The organism is Streptomyces sp. NPDC058664 (assembly GCF_042716635.1).
In the GTDB taxonomy this organism is placed as follows: Bacteria; Actinomycetota; Actinomycetes; order Streptomycetales; family Streptomycetaceae; genus Streptomyces.
Window position 1 is genome coordinate 47,118 of record NZ_JBHXRW010000022.1, and the last position, 16,949, is coordinate 64,066.

Annotated in this window: 14 protein-coding genes and 1 pseudogene; 9 read left to right on the forward strand and 6 right to left on the reverse strand. The window is 72.4% G+C overall.

All coding sequences use genetic code 11. The features are described from left to right. Nucleotides 1-28 precede the first annotated feature (28 nt). A complete protein-coding gene (locus tag ACFWUY_RS19395) occupies nt 29-2,248 on the forward strand; it encodes a LamG-like jellyroll fold domain-containing protein (RefSeq protein WP_384109393.1) in 2,220 nt (739 codons plus the stop codon). Nucleotides 2,249-2,304: 56 nt separating this feature from the next. Here ACFWUY_RS19395 and ACFWUY_RS19400 read toward each other — a convergent pair whose 3' ends face one another. The 3 genes from ACFWUY_RS19400 to ACFWUY_RS19410 all read right to left on the reverse strand — a co-directional run bounded on the left by ACFWUY_RS19400 (nt 2,305) and on the right by ACFWUY_RS19410 (nt 4,176). Further along, the gene (locus ACFWUY_RS19400; protein ID WP_384109401.1) at nt 2,305-2,709 is read right to left on the reverse strand and encodes a DUF4259 domain-containing protein; all 405 of its coding nucleotides are present in this window, start codon (nt 2,707-2,709) and stop codon (nt 2,305-2,307) included. 72 nt (nt 2,710-2,781) lie between these two features. Beyond that, the gene (locus ACFWUY_RS19405; protein WP_384109408.1) at nt 2,782-3,363 is read right to left on the reverse strand and encodes a hypothetical protein; all 582 of its coding nucleotides are present in this window, start codon (nt 3,361-3,363) and stop codon (nt 2,782-2,784) included. A 93-nt stretch (nt 3,364-3,456) separates the two neighbouring features. Continuing rightward, complete coding sequence (locus ACFWUY_RS19410; protein ID WP_384109411.1) at nt 3,457-4,176, reverse strand: hypothetical protein; 720 nt, start codon at nt 4,174-4,176, stop codon at nt 3,457-3,459. Nucleotides 4,177-4,286: 110 nt separating this feature from the next. On the opposite strand from ACFWUY_RS19410, the gene ACFWUY_RS19415 reads away from it, so the two are divergent. From ACFWUY_RS19415 to ACFWUY_RS19430, 4 genes are read left to right on the forward strand one after another with little or no spacing between them, the layout of a single operon-like run. Next, nucleotides 4,287-6,449, forward strand: a complete 2,163-nt coding sequence (locus tag ACFWUY_RS19415) for an acyl-CoA dehydrogenase (RefSeq protein WP_384109414.1) — start codon at nt 4,287-4,289, stop codon at nt 6,447-6,449. An 11-nt stretch (nt 6,450-6,460) separates the two neighbouring features. Beyond that, nucleotides 6,461-7,651, forward strand: coding sequence for a lipid-transfer protein (locus ACFWUY_RS19420; protein ID WP_384109417.1), 1,191 nt, complete (start codon nt 6,461-6,463; stop codon nt 7,649-7,651). A gap of 40 nt (nt 7,652-7,691) precedes the next feature. Continuing rightward, a complete protein-coding gene (locus ACFWUY_RS19425; RefSeq protein WP_384109420.1) occupies nt 7,692-9,176 on the forward strand; it encodes an MFS transporter in 1,485 nt (494 codons plus the stop codon). Then, nucleotides 9,173-10,465, forward strand: coding sequence for a phosphatidylserine/phosphatidylglycerophosphate/cardiolipin synthase family protein (locus tag ACFWUY_RS19430; RefSeq protein ID WP_384109423.1), 1,293 nt, complete (start codon nt 9,173-9,175; stop codon nt 10,463-10,465). The genes ACFWUY_RS19425 and ACFWUY_RS19430 overlap by 4 nt, the downstream gene beginning before the upstream one ends. An 89-nt stretch (nt 10,466-10,554) precedes the next feature. Here the strand turns inward: ACFWUY_RS19430 and ACFWUY_RS19435 are convergent. Further along, nucleotides 10,555-10,953: pseudogene (locus ACFWUY_RS19435) on the reverse strand (response regulator); the annotation flags it as partial. A 322-nt stretch (nt 10,954-11,275) separates the two neighbouring features. Between ACFWUY_RS19435 and ACFWUY_RS19440 the strand changes: the two are divergent. From ACFWUY_RS19440 to ACFWUY_RS19450, 3 genes are read left to right on the forward strand one after another with little or no spacing between them, the layout of a single operon-like run. Next, nucleotides 11,276-12,130 (forward strand): MaoC/PaaZ C-terminal domain-containing protein, encoded by an 855-nt coding sequence (locus ACFWUY_RS19440; protein WP_384109666.1) that lies wholly within the window; start codon nt 11,276-11,278, stop codon nt 12,128-12,130. 33 nt (nt 12,131-12,163) lie between these two features. Continuing rightward, the gene (locus tag ACFWUY_RS19445; protein WP_384109426.1) at nt 12,164-13,240 is read left to right on the forward strand and encodes a Zn-dependent alcohol dehydrogenase; all 1,077 of its coding nucleotides are present in this window, start codon (nt 12,164-12,166) and stop codon (nt 13,238-13,240) included. Nucleotides 13,241-13,249: 9 nt separating this feature from the next. Then, complete coding sequence (locus ACFWUY_RS19450; protein ID WP_384109429.1) at nt 13,250-14,194, forward strand: 3-oxoacyl-ACP reductase; 945 nt, start codon at nt 13,250-13,252, stop codon at nt 14,192-14,194. A gap of 94 nt (nt 14,195-14,288) precedes the next feature. Here ACFWUY_RS19450 and ACFWUY_RS19455 read toward each other — a convergent pair whose 3' ends face one another. Both ACFWUY_RS19455 and ACFWUY_RS19460 read right to left on the reverse strand, forming a co-directional pair. Continuing rightward, a complete protein-coding gene (locus ACFWUY_RS19455; protein WP_384109436.1) occupies nt 14,289-14,417 on the reverse strand; it encodes a hypothetical protein in 129 nt (42 codons plus the stop codon). Nucleotides 14,418-14,465: 48 nt separating this feature from the next. After that, nucleotides 14,466-15,653, reverse strand: coding sequence for a hypothetical protein (locus ACFWUY_RS19460; protein WP_384109443.1), 1,188 nt, complete (start codon nt 15,651-15,653; stop codon nt 14,466-14,468). Nucleotides 15,654-15,879: 226 nt separating this feature from the next. Here ACFWUY_RS19460 and ACFWUY_RS19465 point away from each other — a divergent pair, with 226 nt between their 5' ends. After that, nucleotides 15,880-16,917 (forward strand): ABC transporter substrate-binding protein, encoded by a 1,038-nt coding sequence (locus ACFWUY_RS19465; RefSeq protein WP_384109449.1) that lies wholly within the window; start codon nt 15,880-15,882, stop codon nt 16,915-16,917. Nucleotides 16,918-16,949: the final 32 nt, after the last annotated feature.

Sequence of the window (16,949 nt, forward strand, 5' to 3'; positions counted from 1 at the left end):
ACACCCGTATGTCCATTGGTGAGTCGATATGCGAAGAAGAGCGGCCACGTGGCTGCGTACCGTGGCGCCCGTCCTGGGTGCCGCGCTGCTCATAGGGGCCCAGGCGACGCCCGCCGCGGCCGTCACGACGACGGCCGGTGACGCGGCGGGGAACGCGTACACCCGGGATTCGGTGCGTGCGGCGACCTGGAACATGTGCGGTGAGGCCGGTGGCGGGTACGCCTCCGCGGCGGGGTACTGCCCGTGGCGGAACGGCACCAAGACGAAGAAGCCGGACGGGACGGTGGTCCAGAACTACGAGGGACCCGCCAAGAAGATGCAGGGCGTGGTCGACCTCATCAACCAGCGCAACCTCAACGCCGTGATGCTCCAGGAGGTCTGCGCCGGTACGACGCCGGGCGACACCCAGGGGACGAGCCATCTCGCCGAACTCGACGCGCTGCTTCCCGACGGATGGACCATGGCCTCGGCGGGTGTGACGCGGCCCGACGCCGGCAGCGCGGAGCCGGAGCGTTCGAATGTCGAGCTCATCGACCAGGAGGGTTCGGAGTGCCGCGGTCCGGGCCTGACGGGGACTCTGGGCGTCGCCATCGCGGTCAAGGGACAGATCGCCTGGAAGTCGGAGACGGACTTCAACACCCCCCTTGACGCCAATCTGTCCATGAACAGGGGGACCGTGCTCTGCGTCGAGGTGGCCGGCTGGGAGAACCACCTGTGCACCACGCATGTCTCCAACTTCGACGAAGACGCCAAGGCGAAGCCGGACGGGACGCCTGCCAAGATCACGCAAGCCCAGGCCGACGCCTACTACAAGGGCCAGATGGACAAGGTGGTGGACGTGGTGAAGAGGTTCCCGTCCGTGGTCGTGGGCGGTGACTTCAACACCACCCGTGCGGACAGGATCCAGCCGCTCTACAACCTCATGGCGGAGTGCGACCAGCGTGCGTACTTCCCCGGTGACGCGGCGAACGAGGTGACGAAGCTCAACCGGACGAGCGCGCAGCTCGACGCGGACGCGGGCTACCTGTCGTACGAGAACACGTCGAGCAAGATCGACTACCTCTTCGCGACCGGCGACTTCACCGGCTGCGACTCCGCGGTCGAGTACGGGGATCGGACGGATTACCGCCGCACGGTCCAGCCGGAGTGTCAGAAGATCGCGCAGAACTGCCAGGCCGGCCCCCAGGCCTACTCCGACCACACCCCCCTCTACGGCTACACCCAGGGCGGACCGGCCCTCTCCTGGAAGCTCGACGGCAGCGCCGACGCGACCGTCGGAGGTTCCGGCGGCCACACCGGCGTACGTACCGGAGGGACCGACTGGGACCTCGCCGACCACGGGGGTGCCCTGCCGCTGGACGGCGACGACACCGTGACCGCGGCCGGACCCGTGGTCAACACCGCCCAGAGCTTCACCGTCTCCGCCTGGGCCAAGGTGGACCCCGCGGCCGGTACGTCGGCCGTGGTGGCGCAGGACGGTTCGAGGATCAGCGGGATGATCCTCTGGTACAACGCGACCGACAACTCCTGGCGCTTCGGCATGCCCAGGGCGGACGCCGACGGCTGGAGCATCGACCAGGCCGTCTCCCCCGGCGCGGTCAAGGGGGAGTGGACGAGGGTCACGGGCGTCTTCGACGCGGCGGCCGAGAAGATCAGCCTGTACGTCAACGGCGTGAAGAAGGCCGAGGCCGCGCACCTCAGTGCCGCCCAGTGGCAGGCGAAGGGGCCGTTCGTCGTCGGCCGGGACCTCGTGAACGGTGCCCAGAACGCGTTCTTCAAGGGCCGTGTCCAGCGCGTCGAGGCCTTCGGCTACGCCCTGCGGGACGACCAGGTCGCGAACCACTCCGGCAGCATGACCGCCCCCACGGGCAAGAGCGTCCAGCTCACGGGTGACGTCGGGACGCTCTCGCAGGGCTGCCACCAGATGAAAGAGGCGTTCGGGAACGACTTCGGCACCGCCGCGAGCCTCACGCCCACGCTCACGGCCACGGTCCGGCACCCCGACCCGTCGAAGGACGTCTGGGCGGAGTTCTCCCTCTGGGACAACACCACGTCGACGCAGATCCTGACGCTGGGGACGCCGGAGTCGCGCAGCGACACGACGGTCAAGGGCCAGGGCACCGTCTCGCTCACCGTGCCCGCGCTCACCCCCGGCCACAGCTACGGCTGGCGGGTCCGCACGGCCGACCAGACCACCAACAACACGCCCGTCTCAGCCAACTGCCACTTCAAGACACCGGCAGTCTGACGGCCTGACCTGACGGCCTGACCTGACGGCCTGACCTGACGGCCTGACCTGACGGGTCAGCTTCCCGCGAGGACGGCCCGCAGCCTCCGTACGCCGGCCTTCCACTCGTCGCCGTCCGACTCCTCCCATAGTTCGAGGAGTTCGGACGGCTCGGTGAGGACCCGGTCCAGGGCCGCGACGGCCACCGGGCGGAGTTCCGGCGGGAGCACGGGCAGCGGCTCGTCCGGCCCGTACGCGGTGGTGACCGGCTCGCCGCCCGGGCACTGCGCCGCGACCAGGGCCGCCGACGCGATCGCCTCCACGGCCACGTCCGAGTCCAGGTAGTCGTCACCCGTCCCCGTCACCTCGCGGAACGCGGTGAGGAGCACGTCCGCCTTCTTCTCCGCCGGTGCCTCGTCCACCCGGTAGGAGAAGTCGGCGGCGGTGTCGTTGTCGAACGGCCCGATGTCCCACGTACCCATGGCGTGCTCACTCTCTCCGTCGTCCAGGTCCACGGAGATCGTGACAGGCGGCACTGACAACGGACCCGCCGCTCAGTCCTCGACGCCCAGATCCGCGCGCATGGCCTTCTTCATCGCTCCCACGTAGGGCCAGACCTCCTGGTGGAGACCGTCCTCCATCGCCTCCAGTTCGGCCGCGTACAAGGAGGGCTCCTCCGCATACTTCCTGAGCTTTCCGTAGGCCTCGTTCAAGCGTTTCTTGGCCGCGCTGGTAGAGCGCGACACCACGTCCGGGACGATCATCTGGGACTCCGCGTAGCTGTCCCGGTAGGCCAGCCTGGCCGTCTCCAGGTTCTCCAGGGACGTGGCGACGCCGTCACCGCGCCGAAGCGCGTGGAGGTGGTTGACCATCTCCGTCAGGTACTGCCGCGAGGCGGTGTTCAGCGTGATGTAGCAGGCGCGCCGGCGCTCCAGGCTCTCGCGCTGCCCTTGCCTGACCTGCTCCGCCCGGAGCAGCTCCTCGGCGTGCCCGCGTTCCTCGCGCCGCTGGTCGGCGGCGGCCTGGAGCTCCATGCGTTTGGTGCGGTCCGCGCGGACCTGTGTCAGGAGCGCCGCTCCCAGTGTTCCCGCCACGCCGACCACGGCGATCAGCAGTGCCGTCCAGCTCGCGCCCATGTGCCCCCCCGCGTACGGCTCGGTCCCCGCGACGATGCTGCCACAGGGGAGGCCCGGGGGTTCGGGAAAGTGGTGGGGTCCGGTGCGGCCGGTTCAGCGGAGGTGCGCGGGCCAGTGCGGGTCCTCCCAGCGGGCCGGGCCGGTCAGCCCCATGAGCCGTATCTCGTGGAGCAGTTCCTCGTGACCGTCCTCGGGCCGGAGCCGCGCGGGGGCGTGGCGGACCAGCCAGGCGGTGAGCTCCGCGCACGTGGCCTCCGCGTCGTCGCTCCAGGGGTCCCAGGGGAGTTCGTCGCGCAGGAGGCCGTACGCCCAGTGGTCGGCGGCCTCGGCCAGGTGCCGGTCGGCCGCGTCGTCGTCGAGCGCCTCCCAGGCCGCGAGCCACGGACCGAGCGCGCCGGACGCCTTCTCGCACAGGGCGAGCAGCTTGTGGACGGGGACGGCGGGATCCGGATCGGTGAGGGTGTGGGCCCACCAGGCGTGCAGGAACTCCTCCACCGCCGCCGCCCGGTGCTCGGGCCACTGCCGCCAGTCGCCGTGGGCGATGTGCTCCACCCGGCAGTGCTCCATCACTTCCTGGATGTACGGGTCCGCGAGCTTCCAGTGCAGGCGGACCGCGTCGGAGTCCCGGTAGAGCTGGAAGCTGTGGGCGAGCATCCGCTCCTCGTCGAGGAACGTCTGCACCATCAGTTGTGGGCCGTGCGGCTCCGCGAAGTCCACGGCTTTCGCGATGGCCTCGCGGAAGCCCTCCAGGTGGCCTTCGGTGATGCGCATGGTGTTGCGGAAGAGAAGGGTTCCGTCGCTCTCTGCGGTCATGTCTCCATGCTGAAAGCTCGGCCACGGTCGAGGTCAACCGTCGGGCCCGGCCGCACTCCGATCCTCATCTGACCTTCCGTCAGAATGGAACGTGTTCTAGTCTGCCCGGCATGGGCATCGCCATCACGCACGAACAGCGGGAGCTCGCCCGGTCCGTCCGCGGCCTGCTCGCCCGCGCCGTCCCCCCGGAGGACGTCCGCAAGGAGCTCGACGCCCCCGAGCCCGCCACCGGCCGGCCCGGGTACTGGGACACCGTCGCCGGGCAAGGACTCCTGGGGGCCCACCTTCCCGAGGAGTACGGGGGAGGCGGCGGTGACCTGGGAGACCTGGCCGTCGTCGTGGAGGAGGCCGCGCGGGCCCTGCTGCCGGGCCCGTACCTGCCCTCCGTCCTCGGCGCCGAGATACTGCACCGGGCAGGGCGAGGGGAGTTGGCCGGAGCACTCGCGCGCGGGGAGCGGATCGGCGCCGTCGCCCTCGGCGGCACCGGGACCCTCACCGCCGTCCCCACCGGCGACGGGTACCTCCTCGACGGCACCGCACCCCCCGTCCTCGGCGGCGCCCAGGCCGATCTCCTGATCCTGCGGGCCGCCACCCCCGACGGCTCCGTCCGGCTCGCCGTGGACGCCACCGGTCTCGCCGTACGGCCCCACACGAGCGCCGACCCCACCCGGCCCACCGCCGAGGTCACCGCCCGCGCCCTCCCCGTGCCCGCCGACCGCGTCCTCGCCCTCGACCCCGCCCTCGTCCACGACCTCGCCGCCGTCCTCCTCGCCGCCGACGCCTGCGGCACCGCCGCCCGTGCCGTCGAGACCGCCGCCGAACACGCCCGTACCCGTGAGCAGTTCGGGCGGCCCATCGGGCAGTTCCAAGGGGTCAAGCACCTCTGCGCCGACATGCTCGTCCGGCTCGAACAGGCCCGCGCCCTCACCTGGGACGCCGCCCGCGCCACCCGCACCGAGGCCCGGTCCCTCACCGCCGCGCTCGCCGCCGCCACCGCCCTCGACGCCGCGTACACCTGCGCCAAGGACTGCGTCCAGATCCTCGGCGGCACCGGCTTCACCTGGGAACACGACGCCCATCTGCTGCTCCGGCGCGCCCTCGTCGCCCGCCAGCTCCTCGGTACCGGCGACCGCCACCGCCTCGCCGCCCTCCACCACGCCTCCGCCGGGGTCCGGCGCGGCCTCCGCCTCGACCTGCCGCCCGAGGCCGACCCGTACCGCAGACAGGCCCGCGAGGCCCTCGCCCCCGCCGTCGGGCTCGCCCCCGCCGCCGCCCGCCGTGCCCTCGCCCCCACCGGGTACGCGGCCCCGCACCTCCCGGAGCCGTACGGACTCGGCGCCGGACCCCTCCAGCAGCTCGCCGTCCAGCGCGAGCTGGACGAGGCAGGGATCGTCCTTCCCGGGCTCGGGATCGCCACCTGGGTCGTGCCCTCGCTCCTCGCCCACGGCACCCCCGCCCAGCAGGCCGAACACCTCGGCCCGACCCTGCGCGGCGAACGCCTCTGGTGCCAGCTCTTCTCCGAACCCGGTGCCGGCTCCGACCTCGCCTCCCTCCGCACCCGCGCCGAACGCACCGAGGACGGGCGCTGGCGGATCAACGGCCAGAAGGTGTGGACGAGCGCCGCCCAGTGGGCCCACCACGGCATCCTGCTCGCCAGGACCGACCCCGCCGCCCCCAAGCACCAGGGCCTCACCTACTTCCTCGTCGACATGCGGAACACCCCCGGGATCGACGTGCGGCCGCTCAAGGAGATCACCGGGGACTCCCTCTTCAACGAGGTCTGGTTCGACGACGCGATCCTCCCGGCCGACGCCGTCGTCGGCGAGGTGAACGACGGCTGGCGGGTCGCCCGCCACACCCTCGGCAACGAACGCGTCCACATGGCCGACCAGGTCGCCTTCGACAGCGGCCTCGAAGCCCTCATCGAGCGTGCGGACGGCGCCGACGACTCCGTACGCGTACGGATCGGGGGCCTCCTCGCCGAGGCGCACGCGCTCGCGTGCGTCGGCCTGCGCACCACCCTGCTCCAGGTGTCCGGGCTCGAACCGGGCGCGGGCGCCAGCGTCCGCAAGCTCGTCCAGACCCTCCACCAGCAGAAGGTCGCCGAACTCACCCTCGAACTCCTCGGCCCCGCGGGCGCCGTGCGCGAGGGCCCCGGCGAACGGGCCGTCCACGGACTGCTCATGTCCCGCTGCCTCACCATCGCGGGCGGCACCACGCAGGTACAGCTCAACGTCGTCGCCGAGCGGCTGCTCGGCCTCCCCAGGGACTGAGAGGGCACGTGATGAAGGCGTACGTCGTCGGTGTCGGAATGACGAAGTTCGAGAAGCCGGAGACCCGGGACTGGCAGTACTGGGACATGGTCCGCGAGGCCGGCACCGCCGCCCTCACCGACGCGGGCGTCCCCTACGCGCGCGTGGAGCAGGCCACCGTCGGCTACTGCTTCCAGGCCTCCACCGCGGGACAGCGCGCCGTCTACGAACTCGGGCTCTCCGGCATCCCGGTGCACAACCTCAACAACAACTGCGCGACCGGCGCCACCGCCCTCATGGTCGCCCGCCAGTTCGTCGAGGGCGGGATCGCCGACTGCGTCCTCGCCGTCGGCTTCGAGAAGATGAGCAGGGGATCGCTGGGGGGTGGGTCGGGCGCGGGCGACTTCTCGACGTCTCCCGTCGCCCGGCACTACGGCATCATGGCCGCCGCCCACGGCTTCGCGGCCGCCCCGCCCACCGCCCAGATCTTCGGCAACGCGGCCCGCGAGCACATGGAGCGGTACGGCACGACCGAGGTGCAGCTCGCGGCCGTCGGCGCCAAGAACCACCAGCACTCGGCCAACAACCCGTACGCCCAGTTCCAGGACGTGTACACGGTCGACGAGGTCCTCGCCGCGAAGACCGTCCACCGGCCGCTCACCAAGCTCCAGTGCTCGCCCACCTCCGACGGCGCGGCGGCGGCCCTCGTCGTCTCCGAACGGTTCGTCGAGGAACACGGGCTGCGGGGGCGGGCCGTGGAGATCGCCGGCCAGGCGATGACCACCGACACCGAGGAGTCCTTCGCGTCCGGCTCCTGCATCGACGCCGTCGGCCGCCCCATGTCCCGGGCCGCCGCCCGGCAGGCGTACGAGCGCTCCGGGCTCGGCATCGAGGACGTCGACGTCGTCGAACTCCACGACTGCTTCTCCGTCAACGAGCTCCTCACGTACGAGGCGCTCGGCATGTGCGAGGAGGGAGCCTCCGGCAAACTCGTCGAGTCCGGCGCCACCACGTACGGCGGGCGCTGGATCGTGAACCCGTCGGGCGGCCTCATCTCCAAGGGCCACCCCCTGGGCGCGACGGGCCTCGCGCAGACCGCCGAACTCGTCTGGCAGCTGCGGGGCGAGGCGGGGGCACGACAGGTGAGAGGGGCGCGGGTCGGGCTCGCGCACAACATCGGCCTGGGCGGGGCGGCGGTGGTGACACTGCTGCGGAAGCCGTAGGACTCTTGGCGTATGTACGGGGTGGAGGCCGTCTGCGACCATGACATTCATGCCGCAGAACGACCCCCTGAGCAAGGCCGCCACGGCCTCCGCCCCCCTCCCGTCCATACCGGCCCCGCCCCGGCCCTGGCTGGTCGTCCTCGCCGCCTGCGCGGGGCAGTTCCTCGTCGTCCTCGACGTCTCCGTCATGAACGTGGCCCTGCCGTCGATGAAGGCCGACCTCGGACTCTCCACGCTCGGACTCCAATGGGTGCTCAACGCCTACTCGATCGCCTTCGCCGGCTTCATGCTGCTCGGCGGGCGGGCCGCCGACCTCTACGGGCGCAAGGCGATGTTCCTGCTCGGCCTCGGCCTCTTCACCGCGGCCTCCGTCGTCGGCGGCCTCGCCCCCGAGGGGCAGTACCTGATCGGCGCCCGTGCCGCGCAGGGCCTCGGCGCCGCCCTCCTGGCGCCGGCCACCCTCACCCTGGTCACGGCCGCCGTGCCGGCGGGCGCCGCCCGCACCCGGGCCATCGGCACCTGGACGGCGGTCGGCGCGGCCGGCGGCGCGGCGGGCGGCTTCGTCGGCGGCCTCCTCGTCGACCTGCTCTCCTGGCGCTGGGTCCTCCTCATCAACGTCCCCGTCGGCATCCTCGTCCTCGCCGCCGGGGCCCTGTGGCTGCGCGAGAGCCGCACCGCCGCGGGCCGCCGCCTCGACCTCCCGGGCGCCGTCCTCGTCACCGCGGGCCTCGCCACCCTCGCGTACGGCATCGTGCAGACCGAGGTGACGGGCTGGACCACCCCCGTCACCCTGGTGCCGCTGCTGGGAGGCCTCGCCCTCCTCGCCGTCTTCGTCCTCGTCGAGTCCCGCACCCGGGAACCCCTGGTGCCGCTCGGCATCTTCCGGAACCGGGCCGTGTCGGCGGCCAACGCGGCGATCCTGCTGTGCGGTTGCAGCTCCTTCGGCATGTGGTTCTTCATGACGGTGTACGCGCAGAACGTCCTGGGCTACACCCCGCTCCAGGCCGGTCTGGCGCTCGTCCCCAGCTCCCTGAGCGTGCTCCTCGGTTCCAAGCTCGCGCCCCACCTGATGCCGGCGGTCGGCGCCAGGAACCTCGCCGTCATCGGCGCGCTGATCGCCGCCGCGGGCTTCGCCTGGCAGTCGACGCTCACCGCCGACGGCACCTTCCTCGGCACGATCCTGGGCCCCGGCGTCCTCATGATGGCCGGCATCGGCCTCGCGACCACCCCCCTCGCGACCCTGGCCACCTCCAGCGCCTCGCCGGGTGACGCGGGCCTGGTCTCCGGCCTCGTCAACACCTCCCGCACGATGGGCGGCGCGATCGGCCTCGCCGTCCTCACGACGGTCGCCGCGGCGGCCACGCCCGCGATCGTCACCTTCGGCGCACCGGACCCGTCGTACCTGGTCCCGGGATACGCGGCGGCCTTCCGCGTCTCGACCGGGGTCCTCGTGGCGGCGGCCGCGCTGATGCTGCTCTGGCTCCCGAAGCCCGCCGCGCGGCATGAGGCGACAATGCCCGGGTGATATCGATCAAGAGCAAGTTCAGAACGGCCGCCACCGCGCTCGCCGTCGGCGCCGCCCTGACGGTCGCGCCCTCCGCGTCGGCGGAACCGGTCGTGGCCGTGACCACCGGCGCGCTGTTCAACGACCCGTCGAGCACCGACAAGGCCGCGACGGGACGCATCCTCTTCCACCTGACGGGCCTCGTCGACGGAGCCGAGGCAGGGTCGTCCATCCGGATCTCCCTGTACCTGTTCCACTCCCAGTACATGGCCGACCGGCTGGTCGCCGCCCACCGGCGGGGCGTCTCCGTCCAGGTGGTCCTCGACGCCGACAGCACCTCAGGGGCGGCCACCTATCTCGCGACCGAGCTGGCGAAGCCCGGCGGCGCGCCGTCCTGGGTGCGTACCTGCAAGGCGTCGGAGGCCTGCCTCGCCCTGGACCCGGGCACCACGGCCGCGGACCCCGACGGCTGGTACGCCAACGTCAACCACAACAAGTTCTTCCTGTTCTCCCGTACCAAGGGCAAGGGCGACACCCCCGTCGACGACGTGGTGGTGCAGTCCTCCGGCAACCTCACCGGGCAGGACACCGACGCCTGGTGGAACGACGCCCTGACGGTGGTGGGCAACACGGAGCTGTTCGCCGCGTACACCCGGTACTTCGACGACCAGGCGGCGGCGGCCGTCGGAGAGAGGCCGCAGGTCGCCGACTACGCCCACGACACCCAGGCCGGCAAGGCCAAGGTCTACTTCTTCCCCCGCTCCGGCACCGACGTGGTCGTGAACATCCTGAAGACGGTGGCCCCGGCCGGCACCGCGAACCCGTGCGGCGGCAACTCCCCGGGCTTCGGCACCGCCGACGGCCGTACGAAGATCCGCATCGCGCAGGGCCACATCACCCGCACCGAGGTGGCCCGGCAGCTGTGGGAGCTCGCGGAGAAGGGCTGCCACGTCGAGATCGTGTACCGCTCGCTGGAGAACTGGGACGCGGCGACCGGCAAGCCCCAGTCCGAGGTGTCCTCCTGGCTGACGAGGCCGACCTCGGGGAAGGGCCGCGTCATCCTGCACAAGCTCGACAACGACGGCAGGGGCGGCTCCGACACCCACACCAAGTACCTGCTGGTCGAGGGCACGTACCTCGGCGGGACCGACAAGAAGATCGTCTTCACCGGCAGTCACACGTACACGGGGATGGCGCTCACGGTCAACGACGAGACGCTGCTCAAGTACGAGGACACGGCCGTCTTCGACCAGTACGCGACGAACTTCGAGGCCCAGCGCGCGGCCTCCCTCGCGGAACGCGACCTGTAGCGCCGGTACGGCCCGCACCGCACCGTTCCATGCGGTCGCGGGCCGCTCCCGTCAGTCCTTCTCCGCGCCCGTCAGTCCTCGTCCGCGCCGGACGCCGCCGCGAGCACCGGGTCGATCACCGTCTCCCCGCGCAGCACCCGCCGGACCGCCTCGGTCAGCTCCTCCACGGGCCCGTCCTTGACCAGCAGCCCGGCCGCCCCCGCCTCCCTCGCCCGCCGCAGGTAGCCCGGCCGGCCGGAGGTCGCCAGGAGCAGCACCCGGCAGTCCGGCACCTCGTCCCGCAGGTCCCCGGCGGCGTCGAACCCCGACCGCCCCGGCAGCTCGGCGTCGAGCAGCGCCACGTCGGGCCGCCCGACGAGCGCCGCGTCCACCACCTCGTCGCCCCGCCCGATCCGGGCGACGACCTCGAAGTCGTGCTCCATCCCGAGCAGCAGCGCCAGCGCGCCCGGTGTCGTCGCCCGGTTCTCGGCGAGCAGGATCCTGATCATCGCGCGGGGCTCCCCGTCGTGTGGGCCGGGGTCGCCACGGGGCTCCGCGGCGACCCGGACCGCCCTGAGGACGGTCCTGGGACAAGCGTGCCGCCCGGGGGCGCGACCCGCGCGCGCAGACGCGCCGACACCGGACCTGACATACCGTCAGGAGGGTTCCCAACCGCGATCGGCTCGGCTATACATGGGGACCACCGACCTAGAACGCGTTCTAGAACGGCCGCGTACGGGACGGTCCCCGCACGGCCTCGGTGCGGCCGACGGTGCGGACGGCCGTGCCGAGGTCTTCCACGCCACCAGGAGCCACGAGGAGCAGCAGCCGATGCCCATCGACCCCGCGAAGGCCGTCGCCGCCGAACCCCGCAGCGCCGGGATCTCCTGGGACCACAAGGACGTCCAGCTCTACCACCTGGGACTGGGCGCGGGCATCCCCGCCACCGACCCCGACGAGCTCCGCTACACCCTCGAATCACGGCTCCACGTCCTGCCCAGCTTCGCCACCGTCGCCGGCGCCGGCATGGGGGTCGTCGGCGGGCTCTCCGCCCCCGGCGTCGACATCGACCTCGCCGCCGTCCTGCACGGCGGGCAGTCGATCACCCTCCACCGCCCCGTACCCGTCGCCGGCCGCGCCGTCTCCACCTCCCGCGTCGCCGCCGTGTACGACAAGGGCAAGGCCGCCGTCCTCGTCCTGCGCTCCGAGGCCGCCGACGAGGAGGGCCCGCTCTGGACCAGCGACGCCCAGATCTTCGTACGCGGCGAGGGCGGCTGGGGCGGCGACCGCGGCCCGTCCGAGCGCCTCGCCCTCCCCGACCGCGCGCCCGACGTCACGGCCGAACGCCCGATCCGCGAGGAGCAGGCGCTGCTCTACCGGCTCTCCGGGGACTGGAACCCGCTCCACGCCGACCCCGAGTTCGCCGAGCTCGCCGGCTTCGACCGGCCGATCCTACACGGCCTCTGCTCGTACGGCATGACCCTCAAGGCGGTGGTGGACACGGTCCTCGGCGGGGACGTCACCCGGGTCACCTCGTACCGCACCCGCTTCGCCGGCGTCGTCTTCCCCGGCGAGACCCTGCGCATCCGGATGTGGGCCGGGGAAGGCCGCGTCCAGGTGACGGCGACGGCCGTGGAGCGCGACGACGCCCCCGTGCTCGCCGACACCCTCGTCGAACACTCGTAGATCCGTCAGATCCGTCCCGGAGGGAGCCGCACCATGCGCGCAGCCGTACTGCACGAGATCGGCCAGGACAAACTCGAAGTCGTCGACGACGTCGAGGCGGTGGGCTTCGGCCCCGGCAAGGTGCGGATCCGGGTCAGGGCCACCGGTCTCTGCCACTCCGACGTCTCCGCGATGAGCGGCGTCCTCCCGCAGCCCGCCCCCTTCGTCCCCGGCCACGAGGGCGCGGGCGAGATCCTCGACGTCGGCGACGGCGTCACGGGCCTCGACCAGGGCCGGCGGGTGCTGCTCTGCTGGCTGCCCGCCTGCGGCAGCTGTCCCGCCTGCAGGCGCGGCCAGACCCAGCTGTGCCTGGCCGGCTTCATGAACGCCGGCACGCCCAACTTCAAGCGCCCCGGCGGTGACGTCTTCGGCTTCGCCGGCACCGGCACCTTCACCGAGGAGGTCGTCGTCGACGCCGGCTGCGCCGTCCCGATCCCCGACGACGTGCCCTTCGAGATCGCCGCCCTCATCGGCTGCGGCGTCACCACCGGCCTCGGCGCCGCCATCAACACCGCCAAGGTGGAGGCCGGTTCGTCGGTCGCCGTCATCGGCTGCGGAGGCGTCGGGATCTCCGCGATCCAGGGCGCCAGGCTCCAGGGCGCCGCCCAGATCGTCGCCGTCGACCCCGTCGCGTCGCGCCGCGAGGCCGCGCTGCGCTTCGGCGCCACCGAGGCGGTCGCCCCGGACGCGCTCGCCGACGCGAAGCAGCGCGTCACCGGCGGGGAGGGCTTCGACTACGTCTTCGAGGTCGTCGGCAAGTCCGCCACGGCCCGCACCGCGTACGAGACGACCCGGCGCGGCGGCACCCTCTGCGTCGTCGGCGCGGGCGCCCTCGACGACCACCTCCAGCTCAGCATGTTCGAGCTGTTCTTCGACGAGAAGCGGATCCTGCCCTCCATGTACGGCGGCGGGGACGTGCTCCGCTCGTACGAGAGGGCCATCGCGCTCTGGCGGGCGGGCCGCATCGACCTGGAGTCGCTCATCACCCACCGGGTGCCGCTCGCGGGCATCAACGAGGCCCTGGAGCAGATGCGCACGGGCGTGGCGCTCCGCACCTGCATCGAGATCTGAGAGGGAACCATGACTCTTCCGCTCGATGGGCTGAGCGCGATCGTCACCGGCGCCGGGCGCGGTCTCGGCCGTGCCGAGGCCCTCGAACTGGCCCGGCTCGGTGCCGCCGTCGTCGTCAACGACTACGGGCAGCCCGGCCGCGACGGCTCCGGCGCGGCCTCCGCCGCGCCCGCCGAGGAGGTCGCGGCGGAGATCCGCGCGGCGGGCGGCCGGGCGGTCGCGCACCTCGGCGACGTCTCCGACTTCGAGACCGCGCGGGCCCTGGTCGACCTGGCCGTCGCCGAGTTCGGGAAACTGGACGTCCTGGTCAACAACGCGGGCATCCTGCGTGACCGGATGGTCTTCTCGATGACCGAGGACGAGTGGGACTCGGTCGTACGGGTCCACCTCAAGGGTCACTTCAACACCACCCACTTCGCCGCCGTGCACTGGCGGAGCCGCGCCAAGGCCGGGGAGACCGGCGTCTACGGCCGGATCGTCAACACCTCCTCCGAGGCCTTCCTCGCCGGCTCGGCCGGTCAGCCCAACTACGCGGCGGCCAAGGGCGGCATCGTGGGCCTGACCACCTCGACGGCGCTCGCGCTCGCCCGGTACGGGGTGACGACCAACGCGATCTGCCCGAGGGCCAGGACGCGGATGACGGAGGACGTGTTCGCGGGCTTCGCCGAGCCGACGGCCGAGGGGGAGCTCGACCCGCTGGCGCCCGAGCACGTGGCGCCGCTCGTCGGCTATCTCGCCTCCCCGGCCGCGTCCGGGGTCAACGGTCAGCTGCTCGTCGTGCACGGCGGGATGGTGGCGGTCGTGGACCGGCCACGGGTGTCGGCCACGTTCGACACGGCCAAGGAGGCGTTCACGTACGAGGAACTGGACGGCCTGCTCACCCCGCACTACGCCGCCCGCCCGGCGGGCGAGACCTTCGCGGCGACGGAGGTGCTGGGGCTGAAGAAGGGCTGAGGGACCGGCCGTCGAAGGCGGACGGTCAGCGGTGGGGAAGACGAAGGGCCCCGGGGGAGACCCCGGGGCCCTTCGCCTCAGCCGGTGTACCCCGTCACTGCGCGTCGGGCTCGCGGCGGTGGCGGCCGTGCGGGGAGGACGCGGAGTCCTCCACCGGCGAGGCCTCACCCCGGTGCTTGCCGGAGCCGTTCCGCTCCTGCCCGTGCGTGCTGTTTTCCGACATGGTCGAACTCACCCCGTTGACATCGTTCTTGCTGTGCAGCCCAAGATTCTAGCCAGCGGGTTTCCGGTCGGTGAGGGGTGCCTGCTGAAGCGGCACCGGACGGCACACCCGGGGCTCCTCGACGGCCGCCACCGCAGGGGCCGGCTCCGGCTCGGGCTCCGGCTCGGGCTCCGGTTCCGGCGGCGCCTCCAGGTCCGCGAGCCCGCACGGCGCCCCGGCCGTCACGTACGGCAGCCGCAGTACGCCTCCGGCCGTCCACAGGCCCGCCCCGGCCAGCCAGCCCGCGGGGGCGGCCATCTGGCCCATCCGCCGGGCCGCCGGCTGCCAGGTCCCCACCCAGCTCCCGCCCGCCGCGTCGATCCGCAGCGCCACCGCGCAGCTCTCCGGCATCAGCACCTGCCCCGGCTGCACGGCGAACGGCGTCACCGCCGCGTCGTCGAGCCGCAGGCACTCCGGGAACCGCACCGGCAGCAGACTCCCGAGGACGCCCCAGCCGAGCCGGTCGTGCCCCGGCGACGGCGCGTCGGAACGGATCAGGAGCAGCCCGCTGTCCGGATCCGCGAGGAGCAGCCGGTCGTCGCTCTCCTCGGTGATCTGGAGCAGCGGCGTCACCTCCCCGCCCCGCTCCAGGTCGACGGCGACCGCCTTCACGGGACCGTCGCCGAGCCGCCGGTCGAGCGCGAGCATCCGGCCCGTACGGTCCAGCCACACCCCGCCCGTGCAGCGGCCCCCGACCTCCGCCACCTGCTCGGGGCCGAAGGCCCCGCCCGCGACCAGCCACAGCGTGGTCGTGTCGGGGCCGACGCACATCGCGTACGCGCAGATGCCGTCCGGCGAGGGCGGGAGCAGCACCAGGTGCTCGGAGCCCGGGGCCTCCACCGAGCCGAGCCGGAGCTCGCCGGTGGCCGGGCCCGTCGGGTAGAGCAGTGAGAACGTGTTCCGCCGCCCGTCCACGCGGCGGGCGACGAGGACCCGGCCGTCCGCGAGGGGCAGCAGCTGGGCGCTCGGGTCCTCCGGCTGGTCGAGGGGGAGCGGCACGGCGTACGGCTCCGGGCCGTCGAGGGTCCACCGCTCCACGTACAGGGCGTCCCCGGCGCCCGCGAGCCTGGCCGCGTACGCGCCGTTCGCCGTGATCGTGAACCCCGTCGGCCAGGCCGCGCCCGCGGGGCGCTCCCCCTCCCGGCTTCCCTCGCGGTCGTCGTCCTCGGCCGCCGTCTCGATGGCACACGCTGTCATCGACTCGTCACCTCCGGCAACGAAGCTAGTTTTCGCACTTCCAGCCGAACAACACGAGCAGGGTCACTTCACACATAAGGGTGGCCCCGCGGCGATTCGGCTGAGGGGTGGGGGGCGGTTGTGCTGGAGTTGCCGGTGGTGAGTAAGGTAAGGCGAACCTAAACGGAGTCTGTGACTCCGTCAGGTCGTGCCCGTCTCCCGCCAGGACCCGTACAGGAGCCTTCTCATGTCCCTCCGCCGCCGCGGCACCGCCGCCGTCGTCGCCCTCGCCGCCTCGCTCTCGCTCGCGGCCTGCGGAGGAGGGGACGGAGGCTCCGACGCCTCCGCGAAGGACGACACGACCAAGAAGAAGGACGTCGCCACCGGCGGCAAGGACTTCGGCGACGCGGCGGCCAAGACCGCGGCCATGGGCACCGACGCGAAGGCGGGTCAGTTCCCCCGCACCCTGACGCACGCACTGGGGAAGACCGAACTGAAGTCCGCCCCCAAGCGGGTCGTCGTCCTCGACGTCGGCGAGCTCGACAACGTCGTCTCCCTGGGCGTCCAGCCCGTCGGCTACGCCCCCTCCGAGGGCGACGACGGCATCCCCGGCTACCTCAAGAAGGACGCCGGCGCCCCGAAGTCCGTCGGCACCATCAACAACCTCAACCTGGAGGCCATCGCCAACCTCCAGCCCGACCTGATCCTCGGCAGCCAGCTCCGCGCCGCCGACAAGTACGACGAGCTGTCGAAGATCGCGCCGACCGTGTTCTCCATCCGTCCGGGCTTCACCTGGAAGGAGAACTACCTCCTCAACGCCGCCGCGCTCGACAAGACCGCCGAGGCGAAGGAGAAGCTCGCCGCGTACGAGACCAAGGCGAAGCAGCTCGGCACGGACATCGGCCCGAACAAGCCGACCATCTCGATGGTCCGCTACCTCCCCGGCAAGATCCGCCTCTACGCCAAGGCGTCCTTCATCGGCACCATCCTGGAGGACACCGGCCTGCCGCGGCCCAAGAACCAGCAGATCGACGACCTCGCCGCCGAGATCAGCCCCGAGAAGATCGACGAGGCCGACGCCGACTGGATCTTCACCGGCGTGTACGGCGACGCCAAGGCCACCAAGAAGGACGCCGCCCAGGCCAACCCGCTCTGGAAGAACCTCAAGGCGGTCAAGTCGGGCCGGGCGAAGGACGTCCCGGACGAGACCTGGTACCTGGGCCTCGGCGTGACGGCGGCGAACAGCGTCCTCGACGACCTGCGCGCGGACCTCGTCAAGAAGTAGAGACGACCGGAGGCCGGTGCGGAGGCGCTGCG